General features: G+C 72.7%; 15 protein-coding genes and 1 pseudogene. 7 read left to right on the top strand and 9 right to left on the bottom strand.

The features are described from left to right. The 7 genes and pseudogenes from IF02_RS35630 to IF02_RS0121890 form a co-directional block, all read right to left on the bottom strand. Nucleotides 1-304 (bottom strand): annotated as a pseudogene (locus IF02_RS35630) (hypothetical protein); the annotation flags it as partial. Beyond that, the gene (locus tag IF02_RS0121915; RefSeq protein WP_030159443.1) at nt 295-1,569 is read right to left on the bottom strand and encodes a 6-phospho-beta-glucosidase; all 1,275 of its coding nucleotides are present in this window, start codon (nt 1,567-1,569) and stop codon (nt 295-297) included. The gene IF02_RS0121915 and the pseudogene IF02_RS35630, both read right to left, overlap by 10 nt. 5 nt (nt 1,570-1,574) lie before the next feature. Beyond that, complete coding sequence (locus tag IF02_RS0121910) at nt 1,575-2,507, bottom strand: carbohydrate ABC transporter permease (protein ID WP_234318293.1); 933 nt, start codon at nt 2,505-2,507, stop codon at nt 1,575-1,577. A 1-nt stretch (nt 2,508) separates the two neighbouring features. After that, nucleotides 2,509-3,486: a carbohydrate ABC transporter permease gene (locus IF02_RS0121905; protein ID WP_051696437.1), complete on the bottom strand. Its 978-nt coding sequence runs from the start codon at nt 3,484-3,486 to the stop codon at nt 2,509-2,511. A gap of 6 nt (nt 3,487-3,492) precedes the next feature. After that, nucleotides 3,493-4,827, bottom strand: a complete 1,335-nt coding sequence (locus IF02_RS0121900) for an ABC transporter substrate-binding protein (RefSeq protein WP_030159437.1) — start codon at nt 4,825-4,827, stop codon at nt 3,493-3,495. 115 nt (nt 4,828-4,942) lie between these two features. Continuing rightward, nucleotides 4,943-6,205 (bottom strand): ROK family transcriptional regulator, encoded by a 1,263-nt coding sequence (locus IF02_RS0121895; RefSeq protein ID WP_030159435.1) that lies wholly within the window; start codon nt 6,203-6,205, stop codon nt 4,943-4,945. A gap of 177 nt (nt 6,206-6,382) precedes the next feature. Next, nucleotides 6,383-7,468, bottom strand: a complete 1,086-nt coding sequence (locus IF02_RS0121890) for a mechanosensitive ion channel family protein (protein ID WP_199809263.1) — start codon at nt 7,466-7,468, stop codon at nt 6,383-6,385. 262 nt (nt 7,469-7,730) lie between these two features. On the opposite strand from IF02_RS0121890, the gene IF02_RS0121885 reads away from it, so the two are divergent. The 4 genes from IF02_RS0121885 (at nt 7,731) to IF02_RS0121870 (ending at nt 11,253) form a co-directional block, all read left to right on the top strand. Then, the gene (locus tag IF02_RS0121885; protein WP_030159431.1) at nt 7,731-8,267 is read left to right on the top strand and encodes an HNH endonuclease; all 537 of its coding nucleotides are present in this window, start codon (nt 7,731-7,733) and stop codon (nt 8,265-8,267) included. 346 nt (nt 8,268-8,613) lie between these two features. Beyond that, on the top strand, nt 8,614-8,871 hold the full coding sequence (locus tag IF02_RS32595; protein ID WP_078622241.1) for a hypothetical protein: 258 nt from the start codon (nt 8,614-8,616) through the stop codon (nt 8,869-8,871). A 22-nt stretch (nt 8,872-8,893) separates the two neighbouring features. After that, entirely contained in the window at nt 8,894-10,984 is a 2,091-nt protein-coding gene (locus tag IF02_RS0121875) for a 4-alpha-glucanotransferase (RefSeq protein ID WP_030159429.1), read from the top strand. A gap of 20 nt (nt 10,985-11,004) precedes the next feature. Further along, entirely contained in the window at nt 11,005-11,253 is a 249-nt protein-coding gene (locus IF02_RS0121870) for a hypothetical protein (RefSeq protein ID WP_030159428.1), read from the top strand. Between the two features lie 109 nt (nt 11,254-11,362). Here IF02_RS0121870 and IF02_RS0121865 read toward each other — a convergent pair whose 3' ends face one another. Further along, nucleotides 11,363-11,887 carry a MarR family winged helix-turn-helix transcriptional regulator gene (locus IF02_RS0121865; RefSeq protein ID WP_051696436.1) on the bottom strand — a complete coding sequence of 175 codons (525 nt, stop codon included), beginning with the start codon at nt 11,885-11,887 and terminating at the stop codon, nt 11,363-11,365. Nucleotides 11,888-11,999: 112 nt separating this feature from the next. Between IF02_RS0121865 and IF02_RS0121860 the strand changes: the two genes are divergently transcribed. Genes IF02_RS0121860 through IF02_RS0121850 form a run of 3 tightly spaced genes read left to right on the top strand, consistent with a single transcriptional unit; the run spans nt 12,000 to nt 14,845 of the window. Then, nucleotides 12,000-12,935, top strand: a complete 936-nt coding sequence (locus IF02_RS0121860; RefSeq protein WP_030159426.1) for an EamA family transporter — start codon at nt 12,000-12,002, stop codon at nt 12,933-12,935. Between the two features lie 52 nt (nt 12,936-12,987). After that, nucleotides 12,988-13,929, top strand: coding sequence for an EamA family transporter (locus tag IF02_RS0121855; protein ID WP_030159425.1), 942 nt, complete (start codon nt 12,988-12,990; stop codon nt 13,927-13,929). Between the two features lie 10 nt (nt 13,930-13,939). Next, the gene (locus IF02_RS0121850) at nt 13,940-14,845 is read left to right on the top strand and encodes a LysR family transcriptional regulator (RefSeq protein WP_030159424.1); all 906 of its coding nucleotides are present in this window, start codon (nt 13,940-13,942) and stop codon (nt 14,843-14,845) included. 95 nt (nt 14,846-14,940) lie between these two features. Here the strand turns inward: IF02_RS0121850 and pepN are convergent, their stop codons facing one another. Next, nucleotides 14,941-17,523: an aminopeptidase N gene (pepN, locus tag IF02_RS0121845; protein WP_030159422.1), complete on the bottom strand. Its 2,583-nt coding sequence runs from the start codon at nt 17,521-17,523 to the stop codon at nt 14,941-14,943. Between the last annotated feature and the right edge of the window lie 122 nt (nt 17,524-17,645).

The following is a 17,645-nucleotide window of genomic DNA, read 5'->3' as shown; positions in this document are numbered from 1 at the left end:
CCGCCCCGGCCCCCGCCCCGGTCCTGGCCCCGGTCCCGGCCCCCGCCCCGGTCCCGGGCAGCGGCAGCGCGGCCGCCTCGGCGGCCTCCGCGACCGCCCGCCCCAGGACGTCCACCGCCTCCTCGACACCGGTCCGCTGCGGCTGGAAGCCGCCGGAGCGCCCGGTGCCGAGAACCGTGCCGTCCGCGGCGATCAGCGCCGCGTCCGTCTTGCTGTTGCCCGCGTCGATGGCCACGACGGCGATGCGGGCGGGAGGGGCGGACCGGCGGGTGGGGGCGGCAGGGGCGGTAGGGGTCACGCCCATGCCAGGTGCTCCTTGTTGTGCGCGAGGAGACGGTCGGTCAGCCCCTGCGCCAGGTCGAACTGGCCGACCAGCGGGTGCGCCAGCAGCGCCTTGAAGACCCGCTCGCGACCGCCCCGTACGGCCGCGTCCAGCGCCAGGTCCTCGTACGCCGTGACGTGCGCGACCAGTCCCGCGTACAGCGGGTCCAGCCGGGGCACGGCCAGCGGCACCGGGCCGGAGCGGTCCACCCGGGCCTGCACCTCGATCACCGCGTCGTCCGGGAGGAACGGCAGGGTGCCGTTGTTCAGCGTGTTGACCACCTGCACGGCGGCCGGGCCCGGCCCGCCGTCGCCCAACAGCGCCCCCGCCAGGTCCACGGCCGCCTCCGAGTAGAAGGCACCGCCCCGCTTGGCCAGCAGCCCGGGCTTCTCGTCCAGCGCCGGATCGGCGTACAGGGCGAGCAGCTCCCGCTCCATCGCGGCGACCTCGGCGGCCCGCGAGGGCTTGCCGCCCAGCTCGCGCACCACGGCGTCGTGCGCGTAGAAGTACCGCAGGTAGTACGAGGGCACGACGCCCAGACGGTCCAGCACCGCGCGCGGCAGCCGCAGGTCCTCGGCGACGGCCGCGCCGTGCTCGGCGAGCAGCCGGGGCAGCAGGTCCTCGCCTTCGGGGCCGCCCTTGCGCACCCCCAGCTCCCAGGTGAGGTGGTTGAGGCCCACGTGGTCCAGGTGGATGTCGGCGGGCGCCAGGTCCAGCAGCGCGGCGAACTTCCGCTGGAAGCCGATGGCCACGTTGCACAGTCCGACGGCCTTGTGCCCGGCCCGCAACAGGGCGCGGGTGACGATCCCGACGGGGTTGGTGAAGTCGATGATCCAGGCGTCGGGGTTGGTCCGCCGGACCCGCTCGGCGATGTCCAGCACCACCGGCACCGTCCGCAGCGCCTTGGCGAGCCCGCCGGCGCCGGTGGTCTCCTGCCCCACGCAGCCGCACTCCAGCGGCCAGGTCTCGTCCTGGAGCCGGGCCGCCTGCCCGCCGATGCGCAGCTGGAGCAGGACCGCGTCGGCGCCCTCGACGCCCGCGTCGAGATCGGCGGTGGTGGTGACCCGCCCCGGGTGCCCCTGCTTGGCGAAGATCCGCCGGGCCAGCGCGCCGATCAGCTCCAGCCGCTCGGTGGCGGGGTCGATCAGCACCAGCTCGCTGACCGGCAGGGTGTCGCGCAGCCGCGCGAAGCCGTCGATCAACTCGGGCGTGTAAGTGGAACCGCCGCCCACCACTGCGAGTTTCATGGTCACTAGCCTTTCACTCCCGTCAGGGTGACGCCCTCGACGAACGCCTTCTGGGCGAAGAAGAAGAGGACGATCACCGGTGCCATGACCAGCACGGTCGCGGCCATGGTGAGGTTCCAGTTGGTGTGGTGCGCCCCCTTGAAGGACTCCAGTCCGTAACTGAGGGTCCAGGCGGCGGGGTTGTCCGAGGCGTAGATCTGCGGGCCGAAGTAGTCGTTCCAGGCGGAGAAGAACTGGAACAGCGCGACGGCGGCGATCCCCGGCTTGGCCATCGGCAGGACGACGCGCAGCAGGGTGCGGACCTCGCCGCAGCCGTCGACCTTGGCCGCGTCCAGGTACTCGTCGGGGATGGTCAGCAGGAACTGGCGGAGCAGGAAGATCGAGAACGCGTCGCCGAACGCCATCGGGATGATCAGCGGCCACAGGGTGCCGGACAGGTCCAGCTGCTTGGCCCAGAACAGGTACATCGGGATGACCACCACCTGCGGGGGCAGCATCATCATGGCGATCACCAGCAGCAGCGACAGCCGCCGCCCGCGGAAGCGGAACTTGGCGAGCGCGTACGCCACGGGCACCGAGGAGACCACGGTCAGCAGTGTGCCCAGCCCGGCGTACAGAAGGGTGTTGCGCCACCAGGTCAGGAAGCCCGGGGTGTTCCACACCTTGGCGTAGTTGTCCCATTCCCAGGTGTCGGGCACCAGGTCGCGGGTCAGCGCCTGCTGGTCGCTCATCAGGGAGGTCAGGAAGAGGAAGACGAACGGGAGGACGAAGAACAGGGCGGCGGCGACGCCGAGGGCGTGCACGCCGATCCAGTGCAGGAGCGCCTTGCGGCCGCCGCGGGCGCCGCCGCGGCGGCGCGGTCCGGATCCGGTCGTACGCGAGGCCGTCCCGGACGTCCTCGCGGCTGCGGGCGTCGTCGTGTCGGTCAGCTGGGCCATCTCAGTCACCTGCTCCGATCAGCCCGCCACGGCGGCGCATCAGCAGTGCGGTGAAGGCCATGGAGAGGGCGAAGAGGACCAGCGCGACGACACACGCGGTGCCGTAGTCGAAGCGCTGGAAGCCGACGTTGTAGACGACCTGGGGGAGGGTCAGCGTGGACTTGTCGGGGTAGCCCGGCTCGAACTGCTGGCCCGAGCCGCCGATGACACCCGAGGCGACCTTCCCCGCCACCAGGGGCTGCGTGTAGTACTGCATGGCCTGGATGACCCCGGTGACCACCGCGAACAGGATGATCGGCGAGATGTTCGGCAGGGTGATGTGCCGGAACCGCGCCCAGGCGCCGGCCCCGTCCAGCTCGGCGGCCTCGTACTGCTCCTTCGGTACGTCGAGCAGCGCGGCCATGAAGATGACCATCAGGTCGCCGACCCCCCACACCGCCAGGACGGTGAGCGCGGGCTTGGACCAGTCGGCGTCGGTGAACCAGCCGGGGGCGGGCAGACCGGCCGCCTCCAGCAGGGTGTTGACCGGGCCGGTGCCGGGGTTGAGCAGGAAGACGAAGGCCAGGGTCGCGGCCACCGGCGGAGCCAGGTAGGGCAGGTAGAACAGGGTCCGGAAGATCCCCGCCGCCGTCTTGATCCTGGTGATGAGCAGGCCGACGCCGAGGCCGAAGACGACCCGGCAGGCGACCATCACCACGACCAGCCACAGGGTGTTGCGCATGGCCGGCCAGAACAGCGGATAGTCCGTGAAGACGTACGTCCAGTTGTCGAGGCCGTTGAAGACGGGCGGGCGGAAGCCGTCGTACTTCGTGAAGGAGAAGTACACGGTGGAGACGAGCGGGTACGCGAAGAAGACGGCGAACCCGATCAGCCAGGGCGACATGAAGGCCGCGGTCCGCAGGGCGGACCGCCGGCGCTTGGCCCGCAGCAGGGGGGCGACGGGACCGGTGCCGGTGCCGGTGCCAGTGGTGGTGGTCATCGGGGGCTACTTCGCCTTCGCGATGTCCGTGTCGATCTGCTGCCCGGTCTTGGCGAGACCGGCCGGGATGTCGGCCACGTCGCCCTTCTCGACCGCGTACGCGAGGTCCTGGAAGGTCAGCTGGTAGGTGCCGCCGTCGGCCTGGGCCGGGGTGGTGTTCGACTTCGGGTGCCGGGCGATGTCGATGAAGGTCTTGAACTCCGGGGTGACCTGGAGGTTCGGGGACTCCAGGGCCGCCAGGGTGGAGGGCACGTTGTGGATGGCGTTGGCGAACGCCACGACCGCCTCGGTGTCGGTGGTCATGTACTTCACCAGCTCCCAGGAGGCGTTCTGCTTCTTGCTGCCCGAGGCGATGCCCATGATCGTGCCGGAGAGGTAGCCCTTGCCGTAGTCGGCGGCCTGGTCGTCCGGCACGGGCAGCGGCGCGGTGCCGATCTCGAAGGTGACCCCGGCCTCCTTGGCCATCGCCGGCCGCCACTCGCCGTCGATCTGCATCGCGACCTGGCCCTTGTGGAAGGGGTGCTCGGCGCTCCACTCGTCGCCGAAGGTGCTGCGAAACTTCTCCAGCTTCTCGTAGCCGCCGAGCTTGGCGACCAGGTCCTTCTGCGCCGTCAGCATGTTCGCGAACGCGGGGTCCTTGGCCAGGTTGGACTTGCCGTCGGCGTCGAAGTACTTCGGGCTCCACTGCGCGGCCACGCGCACGGGGGTGGTCTCGTAGCCGTGGTAGGTCGGCATGACCCCGAGCTGGGCGTACGAGTCCCCGTCGGGCTTGGTCAGCTTCTGCGCGACCTCGGCGAACTGGCTCCACGTCTTCGGCGGCTCGGTGATGCCCGCGGCCTTGAAGGCGTCCTTGTTGTAGACGAGGCCGTACGCGTCGTTCAGCAGCGGCAGCGTGCACTGGTTGCCGTTGAACCGGGTGTACTCCAGCAGGGTCTTGGGGAAGACCTTCGCCGTGTCTATGCCGGACTTCCGGAGGAAGGGGTTCAAGTCGGCGAAGGCACCGGAGTTGCAGAACTTGCCGACGCTGTCGGTGGTGAAGGAGGAGACCACGTCGGGTGCCTTGTCCCCGCCCGCGCGCAGCGCCTGGTTGATCTTGTCGTCGGTCATGTTGCCCGTGACCTTGACCTTGATGTTCGGGTGCGCCTTCTCGAACCGGGCGATGTTCTCCTCGATCGCCTTGGCCTCGCTCGGCGCGGACCAGCCGTGCCAGAAGTTGAGCGTGACCTCCTTGTCCGGATCGTCGGAGGCCGCGGTGCCGCTCTGGCCCGTACACGCGGTGGCGAGGACGGACAGCGCGGCGACGGCGGTGGCCGCGGTGGTCAGACGGCGGGTTCTGGGCATGGCGGGGCTCGCTCTCTGCGGGAGGAACTTCCGGGACGGGTGCCAGGGGGTGCGACGAGGAGTGGGGTGACGGGGGTGGTGGTGGCGGGCGTGCTCGTCCTGCGGGGCGGGGCGGTCAGCGGCGCGAGGTGTCGAAGACCTCGTCGCGGGTGGCGGCGAGGGCGCTCTCTAGCGCGCCGCGCAGTACGGGCCGCTCGCGTACGGTGCCGGACACCAGGCGCGGCCGGGAGGGGGCGAGATCGGCGAGTTCGGCCTCGACGAGCTCGCGCAGCGGGTCCCCGCCGGCGGCGGTCACGGCGCCGGACAGGACCACGATCTCCGGGTCCAGTACGGCGACCAGCGCGGCGATGCCGGTGGCCAGGGCGGTGGCGTACTGCCGCAGCAGCAGCAGGTTCGCCCCCTCGGGGTGCCCGGCGGCCTGCGCCAGCAGCGCGACCGCGGCGGCGACCGGCGTGGCGACCGGCGTGGCGACCGGTGCGGCCGCCGGTCCGGCGCCGGGTCCGGCGGGCTGCGCGGTGGCCCCGGGCGGTGCCCCGATGCCCAGCGCGGCCGCCATCCCGGCCACCGCCTCCACGCCGGCCAGCTCCTGGTAGCCACCGGAGTTGACCTGGGTGACGCGCCGGACCAGGGGGTGGCCCGGCACGGGCAGGAACCCGACCTCCCCGGCGCCGCCGGTCCAGCCGCGGTGCAGCCGGCCGCCGAGCACCAGGGCGGCGCCGAGGCCCTCCTCGTTCCACAGCAGGACGAAGTCCCCGTGGCCGCGGGCCGCGCCGAGCCGCTGCTCGGCGACCGCGGCCAGGTTCACGTCGTTCTCGTACTCGACCGGCATCGGCAGGGCCGCCGCCAGCTCCTCCAGCAGGGTGGGGGAGTGCCAGCCGGGCAGGTGGTCGGCGTAGCGCAGCGCCCCGGTCCTCGGGTCGAAGGACCCCGGGGTGGCGATGACGACCCGGTGGATGTCGGAGCGCTGGAGCCCGGCGTCCTTGACGGCCCCGCCGAGGGCCAGGGTGACCCGGTCGACGGCCCCGGTGCCCTCGGCGTACGGGAGCTCGTGGCTGCCGATCACCTCGCCGGTGAGGTCGGCGACTGCCGCGACGATGCCGCCCGGGGTGACGTCCAGTCCGGCGACGTGGGCGGCGCGCGGGTTGACCCCGTACAGCTGGGCGCTGGGGCCGGGGCGGCCGCCGTCGGTGCCGGTGGCCACGACCAGCCCGGCGGCTTCGAGGCGGGCCAGCAGCTGGGAGGCGGTGGGCTTGGAGAGCCCGGTGAGCCGGCCGATCCGGGTACGGGACAGGGGCCCGTGCTCCAGCAGCAGGTCCAGCGCGGCGCGGTCGTTCATGACGCGCAGCAGGCTGGGGGTACCGGGGGTGGTGCCGGTCATGGGCGCTCTCCGCTCACCTGGCCGTGGCCGTGGCCGGGGGCCGTGGCCTTCAGGAACTGTTAGGTAAGTTTCCTATTGGCGTTTGAGCTGTGTCAATGCCGCTGCCCCCGCAGAAATGAACCTGCGGGGGCAGCGGGGTGGTGCGGAAGAGGGAGGAAAGGGGAAGGGGGAGGGGGGCTACTTGGTGATCCGCGGGGCGCCGGCGGCCGGCGGCGGGATCGGGGCGGTGGCCAGGGACTGCGGGGAGGCCGGGTTCGCGAGCGCCGAAGGCGCGGCCACGGCGGCCGAGGGGTCGGCCGGTTCCTCCTCGCCATCGGCGGCCGGCAGACCGCCGATGATCCCGATGCCGGCCTCGTCGAAGGCCTCCTTGATCCGCCAGCGCAGCTCGCGCTCCACGGCGAACTGCTGGCCCGGCATCGTCTTCGCCGACACCTTCACCGTCATGGAGGCCAGCAGCACCTCGTCCAGGCCCAGCACCTCCACCGGGCCCCACAGCCGCTCGTCCCAAGGGGACTCCTTGGCCAGGCCCTCCGCGACGTGCTTGACCACCTCGCGGATGCGGGTGAGGCTCTCCGACGGCTTGACCTGGACGTCCACGCCCGCCGTCGCCCAGCCCTGGCTGAGGTTGCCGATCCGCTTGATCTCGCCGTTGCGCACGTACCAGATCTCGCCGTTGTCACCCCGCAGCTTGGTGACGCGCAGACCGACCTCGACGACCTCGCCGGAGGCCACCCCCGCGTCGATCTTGTCCCCGACGCCGTACTGGTCCTCGAGGATCATGAACACGCCGGACAGGAAGTCCGTCACCAGGTTCCGCGCGCCGAAACCGATCGCCACACCGGCCACACCGGCACTCGCGAGCAGCGGGCCCAGATTGATGCCGAGCGCGCCGAGCACCATCAGCCCGGCCGTGCCGAGGATCAGGAACGAAGCCACCGAACGCAGGACCGAGCCGATCGCCTCGGAGCGCTGCCGCCGGCGCTCCGCGTTGACGAGGAGTCCGCCGAGCGCCATGCCCTCGACGGCCTCGGCGCCCCGGTTCATGCGCAGTATGAGCTTGGTCAGCGACTTGCGGACCAGCGAGCGGAACGCGGCCGCGATCACCAGGATCAGCAGGATCTTCAGGCCGAGGTACAGCCATCCGGCCCAGTTCTCCTCGATGAAACTGGCGGCGTTCGTGACGCTCTCGTGGGCCTCCTTGACCGAAGCGGCCGGGTCCGGGGTGTCGGCTGCCAGGGGCAGCAGGGCGGCAGGCCAGGGCACGACGGGAACCTCCAGGTATAGCGGTCTGCCCGCGGAAGGGGGAATGCGGGGCAGGCCATCCACACTAACGGGGCATTCGGGTGACCCCGTTGCCGTGTTCGAGGGAGAGACCGGACTCACCTGGGGATGAACCGGGTGTGGTTGAAAACACCTCGGACCCGTTACGGGCGCGTGGTGGCGCTTCGACCAGCCGTAAGGGGAGACTGGAGAGCAGATCGTCCCGGCGCGAGCCACGCGCCGCCGGCGTACAAGGAGGCAGTCCGTGCCGCACGTCCTGGTCCTCAATGCGTCGTACGAGCCGCTCGGCGTCGTACCGCTCCGCCGCGCGCTCGTCCTCGTCCTGGAGAACAAAGCTGTCTCCCTCGAGGAATCCGGCGCCTTTCTGCACAGCGCGACGAGAGTCGTCCCCGCGCCCAGCGTGGTCCGGCTCAAGCGCTTCGTGCGGGTCCCCTACCGGGGGCCCGTTCCACTCACCCGCCGCGCGCTGTTCGCCCGCGACGGCGGGCGCTGCATGTACTGCGGCGGGGTCGCGACCAGCGTCGACCACGTGATCCCGCGCAGCCGGGGCGGGCAGCACGTGTGGGACAACGTGGTCGCCGCATGCCGGCGGTGCAACCACGTCAAGGCGGACCGGCACCTGCTGGAGCTGGGCTGGCGCCTGCGCCACCAGCCGGCTCCGCCGTCGGGTCTGGCCTGGCGCATCATCGGCACGGGCCACCGGGACCCCCGTTGGATGCCGTACCTGGAACCGTACGGCGCGGAAGCGGCCCTGGACCGCATCGGCGCGGCGGCGTCGTAGCGGCGGTGCCGTAGTCGCAGGGGACGGAGCCGCCCCCGGACCCCGGGTCCCGGGGCGGTTCCCCCGGCGGGTGCGGGCTGCCGCCGGGGCGGTGCCGTCTCCCCGCCCTGCCCCGCCCGTCCCAGCCCCGCCCTTCGCCTGTTCCCCTGACCGCCCCGGAGCCGACGCTTCCGAGCGTCCGCCTGCCCCGCCACCTGCCCCGCCGCCCGCCCCGCCGACCGCGCCCGCCGGTCCGCGCCGCCGCGGGTGGTGTTCGTACCGGGGTCCGCGGGGGTTCTGACCCGGATACGCCAGGAATGCGGCGCCGTCCACGGGGTATGGCTGGCATGTTCCCCGGCGGTGTTCCATGGTCCCTGACCCACCCTCACCTCCCGTACGGACAAAGGAGCAACCGCCCGTGAACACCGCACCCGGCACCCGTCACACCCCGCTGCTCGCCCACCTGCCCGCGCAGGCCGGGCCCGCCGAGGGGCCCCTCACCAGCGAGCCCCCGCTCGCCGGTTCCGCGCACGCGCCGCTGACCAGCGAGCCCCCGCTCGCCGACGAGGCCCCGCTGACGAGCGAACCGACCACGCCCGCCGCGGCCGCTGCCGCAGGCGACTAGACACAGGGACACAGGTACTCACATGGACGACCTCGCCCGGCTCGCGGCGCTGCACGGCGTCGCCACCACCTATCAGCCCGCCGAGGACGTCACCGTCCGGGTCCCGGAGGCCACCGTCGTCGCCGTGCTGCGGCAGCTGGGCGTGGACTGCGACACCCCGGAAGCCGTACGACGGCACCTGGCCGAAGCCGAGCGCGAGGCTGCGCACCGGCTGTTGCCGCCCGTGCTGGTGTGGTGGGCCGGGTCGGAGCCGCCCGCGGAGCTGGCCGCGCTCCCGGCCGGTACGCGGATCCGCCTGGAGGGTGACGAGGTCGAGGGGGACGAGGCAGCAGGAGACGAGGCAGCAGGAGACGAGGCCGAAGGCCACGGGGCCGAGGGCCGCGGGCCGGGCGCGGAACCCGCTCGCGACCCGGGCGGGGCGCCGGGCCGGGAGCCGGGGCGAGTGCCGCCGCTCGGGGTGCACCGGCTCGTCGCCGAGACTCCGGACGGGCGCACCGGGGACGCCACGCTGATCGTGGCTCCGGAGCGGGCGCCCGGCGGGGGCGGGCGGGTGCACGGGGTGCTGGTGCAGCTGTACTCCCTGCTCTCCGAGCGGTCCTGGGGCATGGGGGACCTCGGCGATCTCGCCGCGCTCGCCCGGTGGGCCGGCCGGGCCCACGGGGTCGGGTTCGTCCAGGTCAACCCGCTGCACGCCGCCGTGCCCGGGACGCCGACCGACCCGTCCCCGTACCGGCCCTCCTCGCGCCGCTTCCCCGACCCCGTCCACCTGCGGATCGAGGACGTCCCCGAGTACGCCGACTGCCCCGATCGGGAGGCCCTCGGTGAACTCGCCGGCCAAGGCGCCGAGCTGCGCCGCGAGGTGCTGGAGAAGGGGGCGCTGATCGACCGCGACGCCGTCTGGGAGCTGAAGCGCCGGGCCCTCGAACTGCTCTACGCCGTCCCGCGCACCCCCGAACGCGAGGCCGACTACCGCCGCTTCCGCGCCGAGCAGGGTGCGGCGCTCGACCGGCACGCCGCCTGGTGCGCGGACCGCGATTCCGGCGGCGGGGCCGACTTCCACCGCTGGCTGGTCTGGCTGACGGACACCCAGCTCGCCGCCGCCCAGCAGGCCGCCCGCGAGGCCGGGATGCCGGTCGGCATCGTCCACGACCTCGCCGTCGGGGTGCACCCGCACGGCTCGGACACCCTCGGCCCGCCCCTCTACGCGAAGGGCGTCTGCGTCGGCGCCCCGCCCGACGCCTTCAACGCGCGCGGCCAGGACTGGGGGCTGCCGCCGTGGCGGCCCGACCGGCTCGCGGCCACCGGGTACGCGCCGTTCCGGGCCCTGCTGCGCGGGGTGTTCCGCTACGCGGGCGCCCTGCGCATCGACCACGTCATGGGCCTGTTCCGGCTCTGGTGGATCCCGGAGGGCGCCCCGCCCGCCGACGGCACGTACGTCTCGTACGACGGCGAGGCGATGCTCGCGATCCTGGTACTGGAGGCCCACCGGGCCGGGGCCCCGGTCATCGGCGAGGACCTCGGGACGGTGGAGCCGCGCGTCCGCAAGGCGCTGGCCCGGCGCGGGGTGCTCGGCACTTCGGTCCTCTGGTTCGAACGCGACTGGGCGGGCGACGGGCAGCCGCTCGCCCCCGGGGCCTGGCGCGCCGACTGCCTGGCCACCGCCACCACCCACGATCTGCCGCCCACCGCCGCCAAGCTGGCCGGCGGCCATGTGGAACTGCGCGACCGGCTCGGCCTGCTGACCCGCCCGGTCGAGGAGGAGCGGGCCCAGGACGCCGCCGACACCGCGCAGTGGCTGGACGTACTGGAGGGGCTCGGCCTGGACACCAAGGGCGAGGAGGCCGCCGTACGGGCCCTGTACGGCTTCCTGCTGCGCACCCCCGCCCGCCTGGTCGGCGTATGGCTGCCCGACGCGGTGGGGGACCGGCGGCCGCAGAACCTGCCCGGGACCTGGGACCAGTACCCCAATTGGCGGCTGCCGCTCGCGGACTCGGCCGGGCGGCCGCTGACCCTGGAGGCACTGGCCGCCTCGCCCCGGGCGAACGCCCTGCTGAGCGCGGTGCGGGAGGGGGCGGGTGCCCGTACGGCACCCCCGGGCGCGCGCCCCGTTTAGGTGTTCGCTACGTTTGCACCGTGGACAAGAAGAACGCTCTGCGCGCCGGCGCCGTCACGGCCGGATCGACGCTGATGATGCTGCTGATGACGTCTCCCGCCCTCGCGGTGACCCGCGACGACGGCGACGACCCGGGCCCGGGCCTGAGCATTGCCCAGACCCTCGGCCTGTACGTGGCCACGCCGATCGTGCTGTTCCTGATCATCGCGGGCCTGGTGATGGTCCTCGACAAGTCGGACCGGCCGCAGAAGCCGCAGCCCACCAACTGAACAGACTGACCGACTGACCCGGACCCCGGGCCTAGACCCCGGGCCTAGACCCCGGGCCTAGACCCCGGGCCTAGACCCCGGGCCTAGACCCCGGGCCTAGACCCCGGGCCTAGACCCCGGCCAGCAACTTGCGGAGCAGGCCCGTCAGGACGGCGACCTCCTCGTCGCCGAGCCCCGCGAGCGCGGCGCGCTGCACCTCCAGCCCGGCGGCGACGGCCTCGTCGACGAGGGCGAGCCCGCGGTCGGTGATCGTCACCTGGAGCCCCCGCCGGTCGTGCGGATCGGGCTTGCGGCCGAGCAGGCCGGCCTTCTCCAGCTTGTCCAGGCGCCCGGTCATCCCGCCCGTCGTGAGCATGAGCGTGGCCGACAGCTGGCGCGGCGAAAGCGTGTACGGGGCGCCGGAGCGGCGCAGCGTCGCGACGACGTCGAACTCGCCGCGCGAGATCCCGTACGGGGCGTAGGCCCGCTCCGCCGCGTCCCCCATGGCCCGGGCGATCCGGTAGATCCGGCCGAAGACGGCCATCGGTGCGGTGTCCAGCTCCGGTCGCACCACGTGCCACTGGTCGATGATCGCGTCGACGGCGTCTGCGGGGACAGTTTCCCTGTCGGCGGCGTCCTTGTTGGCCTCGGTCATGAAGCGCAGTATCCGGCCTCCCTCCGATCGTTCGCAAGAAAGTAGCTTGCCGAAAAGTAGCTTAGGGGTAAGCTACTTTCTTGCAAGCAGCCTACTGGGGGAGCCACCTGCCATGAAGCGTTTCGCCACCGTCGCCCTGACCGCCCTCGCCCCGATCTCCTGGGGCTCGACCTACGCCGTCGCCACCGAACTGCTCCCGCCCGACCGGCCGCTGTTCACCGGGGTCATGCGGGCCCTGCCCGCCGGACTCCTGCTCACCGCCCTGGCCCGCAGACTCCCGAGCGGCGCGTGGTGGTGGAAGTCCGCCGTCCTCGGCACGCTCAACATCGGCGCCTTCTTCCCGCTGCTGTTCCTCTCCGCGTACCGGCTGCCCGGCGGGGTGGCGGCCGTCCTCGGCTCCGCCGGGCCGCTGTTCGTCGTCGGGCTGGCCGCCCTCGTCCTGGGGGAGCGGGCGCGGCTGCGGACCGTACTCGCCGCCGTCGCGGGGGCGTTCGGCGTGAGCATGGTCGTCCTGACCGCCGCGGCCCGGCTGGACCTCGTCGGCATCATCGCCGGTGTGGTCTCCTCCGCCTCCATGGCCGCGGGCACGGTCATGACCAAGCGCTGGGGGCGTCCGGAGGGGGTCGGTCCGCTGGCCCTGACCGGTTGGCAGCTGACCGCGGGCGGGCTGGTCATCATCCCCGTCGCGGCGCTGGTCGAGGGGGCCCCGCCCGCGCTCGACGGCAAGGCCTTCCTCGGGTACGGCTACATGATGCTGATCAACACCGGTATCGCGTACTGGCTCTGGTTCCGCGGGATCGGCCGGCTCACCGCCACCTCGGTCACCCTGCTCGGCCCGCTCTCGCCGCTCACCGCGGCGGTCATCGGCTGGGCGGCCCTCGGCCAGGCCCTGTCGCCCGTGCAGCTGCTGGGCATGGCGATCGCCTTCGGGGCCACGGTCGCGGGCCAGCTGTTCGCCGCCGGGACGAAGGTCGAACCGTTCAGTTCCACTGAACAGAATGATCGGAACATTTCGATGGACCTGACGGATGCCCCGGTGCGACGGTAGAGCCACATCAGGCGAGACCAGAGCAGACCAGCACCCGAGGGGGAGACACACCGTGGCCGTCATGGACAGGGTCCGTACCGGTACGCAGCACCAGCCCGAGGCCGGACCCGGCGGCGGCCGGGCGGCGCAGGGGTCCGCCGGACTCGGCCTCCTCCTCGCCCTGGTCGCGACGGTCGTCTGGTCCGGCAGCTTCGTCGCCACCCGGGGGATGGCCGACAGCGTCCCGCCCGTCCAGGCCGTGTTCTGGCGCTGGATCATCGCAGCCCTTGCCGTCGCCCCGTTCGCGGCCCGTCAGGCCTGGCGGCAGCGGGCGCTGATCCGCCGCCACCTCGGGTTCATCGCCCTCGCCTCGCTGTTCGGCGTCGCCCTGTACAACACGCTCGTGCACCAGGCCGGACTGACCACCTCCGCCTCCAACATGGGCATGATCATGGCCGCCTCGCCGGTCGTCATGGCGCTGTACGCCCGCCTCGGCGGTGAGCGGCTCGGCGTCCGTCGGACCCTCGGGCTGCTGCTCGCCGCGTTCGGGGTGCTGCTGCTCGTCGGGGACGGCTCGCTCGGCTTCGACTTCGGGGCCGGCGACCTGTGGATGCTCGCCGCCGCCCTGTCGTTCGCCACGTACAGCGCGCTGCTCAAGCGCAAGCCCGCCGAGCTCGGCGGACCGGCCTTCCTGATCACCACCTTCGTGCTCGGCGCGCTGATGCTGACCCCCGCCTACGCCGTGTCCCTCACCGTCCAGGGCGGCTTCGAGCTCACCGCGGGCACCGGCGGCATGCTGCTCTACGTCGGCGTCATGTCCTCCGCGGTCGCCTTCTTCGCCTGGAACAAGGCCGTCTCGCTCATCGGTCCCGCCCGGGCGGGAGTCGTCTACTACCTCCAGCCGGTCTGCGTCGCCGGCCTCGGCCTCCTGCTCCTGGGCGAGCGGACCGGCCCGGCGGAGCTGCTCTGCATGGCGCTGATCCTCGGCGGCGTGAGCCTGGGGGCCCGCCGGTAGGTTCGCTCCCATGACCGAGTGGGACATCAAGAAGCTGCGCATCCTGCGGACCCTGGCCGACCGGGGGACCGTGACCGCGACGGCCGAGACGCTGCACATGACGCCCTCGGCCGTCTCGCAGCAGCTGACCAATCTCGCACGGCAGTTGGGGGTGCCGCTGCTGGAGGCGCAGGGGCGCCGGGTCCGGCTCACGGACGCGGCGCACCTCGTACTGCGGCACGCGGAGGCGGTGTTCGCGCAGCTGGAGCGGGCGGACGCCGAGCTGGCCGGGTACCTGTCCGGGGACGCGGGGGAGGTCCGGATCGGGGCGTTCTCCACGGCCGTGCCCGTGCTGGTGGTCCCGGCGGTGGCGGAGCTGCGGCGCAGCCACCCGGGGGTGGAGGTACGGGTGCGGGAGACCGAGGCGGCGCAGTCGTACGAGCTGCTGGCGGCCGGCGCCGTCGACCTGGCCCTCTCGCTGGCGGCGCACGCCCCGACCGCCCGGGACCCGCGGTTCACCCGCATCACGCTGCTGGAGGACCCCCTCGACGTGGCCCTGCCGCCGGACCACCCCCTCGCCGCGGCCCCGGCCCTGCGGCTGGCGGACCTGTCCGGCGACCCGTGGATCTATGGGGGCAGCGGCCCCTGGCAGGAGATCGCCCGCAACGCCTGCGAGGCGGCCGGCTTCGTCCCGGAACAGGCGCACTCGGCATCCGGCTGGACCGCGATCCTCGCCATGGTCGAGGCCGGGATGGGCGTGGCCCTGGTCCCCCGCATGGTGTCGAGCCGCGCCTCGGGGGTGGCGGTGCGGGTCCTGGCCCACGACCGCCCCACCCGCCACGTCCTGGCGGCCACCCGCCGCGGCGGCGAAGGCGCTCCGGCCGTGTCCAGGGTCCTGGCCGCCCTGCGCGCCGTGGCCGCGCAGCGCACCCCGTGACCGTGCAGCGCATCTCGTGACCGAACGCCGGTGCCCCGGCCCCGCGGGAGCGGGGACCGGGGCACCGGACGGTCAGGCTGCGCGGCGGGGGCGGCTCAGGAAGCCGACGCCGCGTCCGCGGACTGGGCCTTCAGGGCGCGGTCCACACCCGAGCGGGACTCCGAGACCAGGCGGCGCAGGGCCGCGTTCGGCTCCGCCGAGGCCAGCCAGGCGTCCGTCGCGGCCAGCGTCTCCGGGGAGACCTGGAGCGACGGGTACAGGCCCACCGCGATCTGCTGGGCGATCTCGTGGCTGCGGTTCTCCCAGATCCCCTTGACCACCGCGAAGAACTTCTCGGTGTACGGGGCCAGCAGCTCGCGCTGGTCGGTCTGGACGAAGCCGCCGATCACCGCGTCCTGCACCGCGTTGGGCAGGTCGGCGGACTCCACCAGCGAGGCCCACGCCTCGGCCTTGGCCTCCGCCGTCGGGCGCGCGGCCCGCGCCGTGGCCGCGTGGCGCTCGCCCGCCGCCGTACGGTCGCGCTCCAGCTCCGCGTCGATGGCCGCGTCGCCCAGGACACCCGTCGCGACGAGGCGCTCCAGGAACGCCCACCGCAGCTCGGTGTCCACGACCAGGCCCTCGATCTCCGCCGCACCGTCCAGCAGCGCGGACAGGTACGTCAGCTGCCCCTCGGTGCGGGCCGTCGCCGCGAACGCGCGCGCCCACGCCAGCTGGTGGTCGCTGCCCGGCTCGGCGCCGCGCAGGTGCTCCAGTGCGGCCTCGGTCCAGATCTCCAGGCCCTGCTCCCGCCACGCCGGGTCGGCGTACAGGTCGACGGCCAGCTTCACCTGCCGGTGCAGCGACTGGACGACGCCGATGTCCGACTCCTTGCCGATGCCCGACAGGACCAGGGCGAGGTAGTCGCGCGTCGCCAGCTCGCCGTCGCGGGTCATGTCCCACGCCGAGGCCCAGCACAGCGCCCGCGGCAGCGACTCGGTGAAGTCGCCGAGGTGCGCGGTGACGTTCTCCAGCGAGACCTCGTCCAGGCGGACCTTGGCGTACGACAGGTCGTCGTCGTTCAGCAGCACGACGGCCGGACGGGCCCGGCCGACCAGCTCCGGAACCTCGGTCAGCTCTCCGTCGATGTCCAGCTCGATCCGGTCCGTACGGACGAGCTTGCCGCCGTCCAGGTCGTACAGGCCGATCGCGATGCGGTGCGGGCGCAGCGTCGGCTCGCCCTTCGCACCCGCGGGCAGCGCCGGGGCCTCCTGGCTGACCGTGAACGCCGTGATGGTGCCGTCCGCGGCCGTCTCGATGCGGGGGCGCAGGACGTTGATGCCGGCCGTCTCCAGCCACGCCTTCGACCAGGCGGTCAGATCGCGGCCCGAGGTCTTCTCCAGGGCGCCCAGCAGGTCCGACAGGCGCGTGTTCCCGAACGCGTGCGCCTTGAAGTACGCCTGCACGCCCTGGAAGAAGGCGTCCGTGCCCACGTAGGCGACGAGCTGCTTGAGCACCGAGGCGCCCTTGGCATACGTGATGCCGTCGAAGTTGACCAGGACGTCGTCCAGGTCACGGATGTCGGCCATGATCGGGTGCGTGGACGGCAGCTGGTCCTGCCGGTACGCCCAGGTCTTCATCGAGTTGGCGAAGGTCGTCCACGCCTGCGGCCACTTCGTGCCCTCGGCGGAGGCCTGGCAGGCGACCGAGGTGTACGTCGCGAACGACTCGTTCAGCCACAGGTCGTTCCACCACTCCATGGTGACCAGGTCGCCGAACCACATGTGCGCGAGCTCGTGCAGGATCGTCTCGGCACGGCCCTCGTACGCCGCGTCCGTCACCTTCGAGCGGAAGACGTACTGGTCGCGGATGGTGACCGCGCCCGCGTTCTCCATCGCGCCCGCGTTGAACTCGGGGACGAAGAGCTGGTCGTACTTGGCGAACGGGTAGTCGTACGCGAACTTCTCCTGGAACCAGTCGAAGCCCTGGCGCGTCACGTCGAAGATCGCCTCGGCGTCCAGGAACTCGGCGAGCGACGGCCGGCAGTAGATGCCCAGCGGCACCGACTGGCCGCCGGGGCCCTCGTACGAGCTGTGCACCGCGTGGTACGGGCCGGCGATCAGGGCCGTGATGTACGTCGAGATGCGCGGCGTCGGCTCGAAGCGCCAGACGTTGTCCTTGACGTCCGCGGCCTTCGGCGTGGGGGAGTTCGAGATGACCGTCCAGCCCTCGGGGGCCTTCACGGTGAACTGGAACGTCGCCTTCAGATCGGGCTGCTCGAAGCTGGCGAACACGCGCCGCGCATCCGGCACCTCGAACTGGGTGTACAGGTAGGCCTGCTGGTCGACAGGGTCGACGAAGCGGTGCAGGCCCTCGCCCGTGTTGGTGTAGGCGCAGTCCGCGACGACGCGGAGCTCGTTGGCGCCGGCCGCGAGGTGCTGGAGCGCGATGCGCGAGTCCCGGAAGACCTCGGCCACGTCCAGCGACTTGCCGTTCAGGACGACCTCGTGCACCGCCGGCGCGACCAGGTCGATGAAGGTCTCGGCGCCGGCCTCGGCCGACTGGAACCGCACGGTGGTCACGGACGGGTACGAGCCGCCCTCCTGCGCACCGCTGAGATCGAGTTCGACCTCGTACGAGTCGACGGTGAGCAGCTTCGCCCGCTGCTGAGCCTCTTCACGGGTGAGATTCGTGCCAGGCACGCGGTCATCTCCTTTGATGGTGACGTTGCCCCGCCATCCTTCCACGTGGCGCCGATCAGGTGCCTTCGAGTAATCCACGGGCGAAACTCCACGTCCGATTTCCGCCAGCTTCGCCGCTTCCG

Source organism: Streptomyces sp. NRRL S-244 (genome assembly GCF_000717915.1).
In the GTDB taxonomy this organism is placed as follows: Bacteria; Actinomycetota; Actinomycetes; order Streptomycetales; family Streptomycetaceae; genus Streptomyces.
This window is presented reverse-complemented; position numbering and strand designations above follow the sequence as displayed.

Excerpts from the sequence above, each read along its gene's own strand:
- IF02_RS0121915 (WP_030159443.1), bottom strand. The coding sequence starts at position 1,569 with ATGAAACTCGCAGTGGTGGGCGGCGGTTCCACTTACACGCCCGAGTTG.
- IF02_RS0121910 (WP_234318293.1), bottom strand. The coding sequence starts at position 2,507 with ATGGCCCAGCTGACCGACACGACGACGCCCGCAGCCGCGAGGACGTCC.
- IF02_RS0121905 (WP_051696437.1), bottom strand. The coding sequence starts at position 3,486 with ATGACCACCACCACTGGCACCGGCACCGGCACCGGTCCCGTCGCCCCC.
- IF02_RS0121900 (WP_030159437.1), bottom strand. The coding sequence starts at position 4,827 with ATGCCCAGAACCCGCCGTCTGACCACCGCGGCCACCGCCGTCGCCGCG.
- IF02_RS0121895 (WP_030159435.1), bottom strand. The coding sequence starts at position 6,205 with ATGACCGGCACCACCCCCGGTACCCCCAGCCTGCTGCGCGTCATGAAC.
- IF02_RS32595 (WP_078622241.1), top strand. The coding sequence starts at position 8,614 with ATGGTCCCTGACCCACCCTCACCTCCCGTACGGACAAAGGAGCAACCG.
- IF02_RS0121875 (WP_030159429.1), top strand. The coding sequence starts at position 8,894 with ATGGACGACCTCGCCCGGCTCGCGGCGCTGCACGGCGTCGCCACCACC.
- IF02_RS0121865 (WP_051696436.1), bottom strand. The coding sequence starts at position 11,887 with ATGACCGAGGCCAACAAGGACGCCGCCGACAGGGAAACTGTCCCCGCA.
- IF02_RS0121860 (WP_030159426.1), top strand. The coding sequence starts at position 12,000 with ATGAAGCGTTTCGCCACCGTCGCCCTGACCGCCCTCGCCCCGATCTCC.
- IF02_RS0121850 (WP_030159424.1), top strand. The coding sequence starts at position 13,940 with ATGACCGAGTGGGACATCAAGAAGCTGCGCATCCTGCGGACCCTGGCC.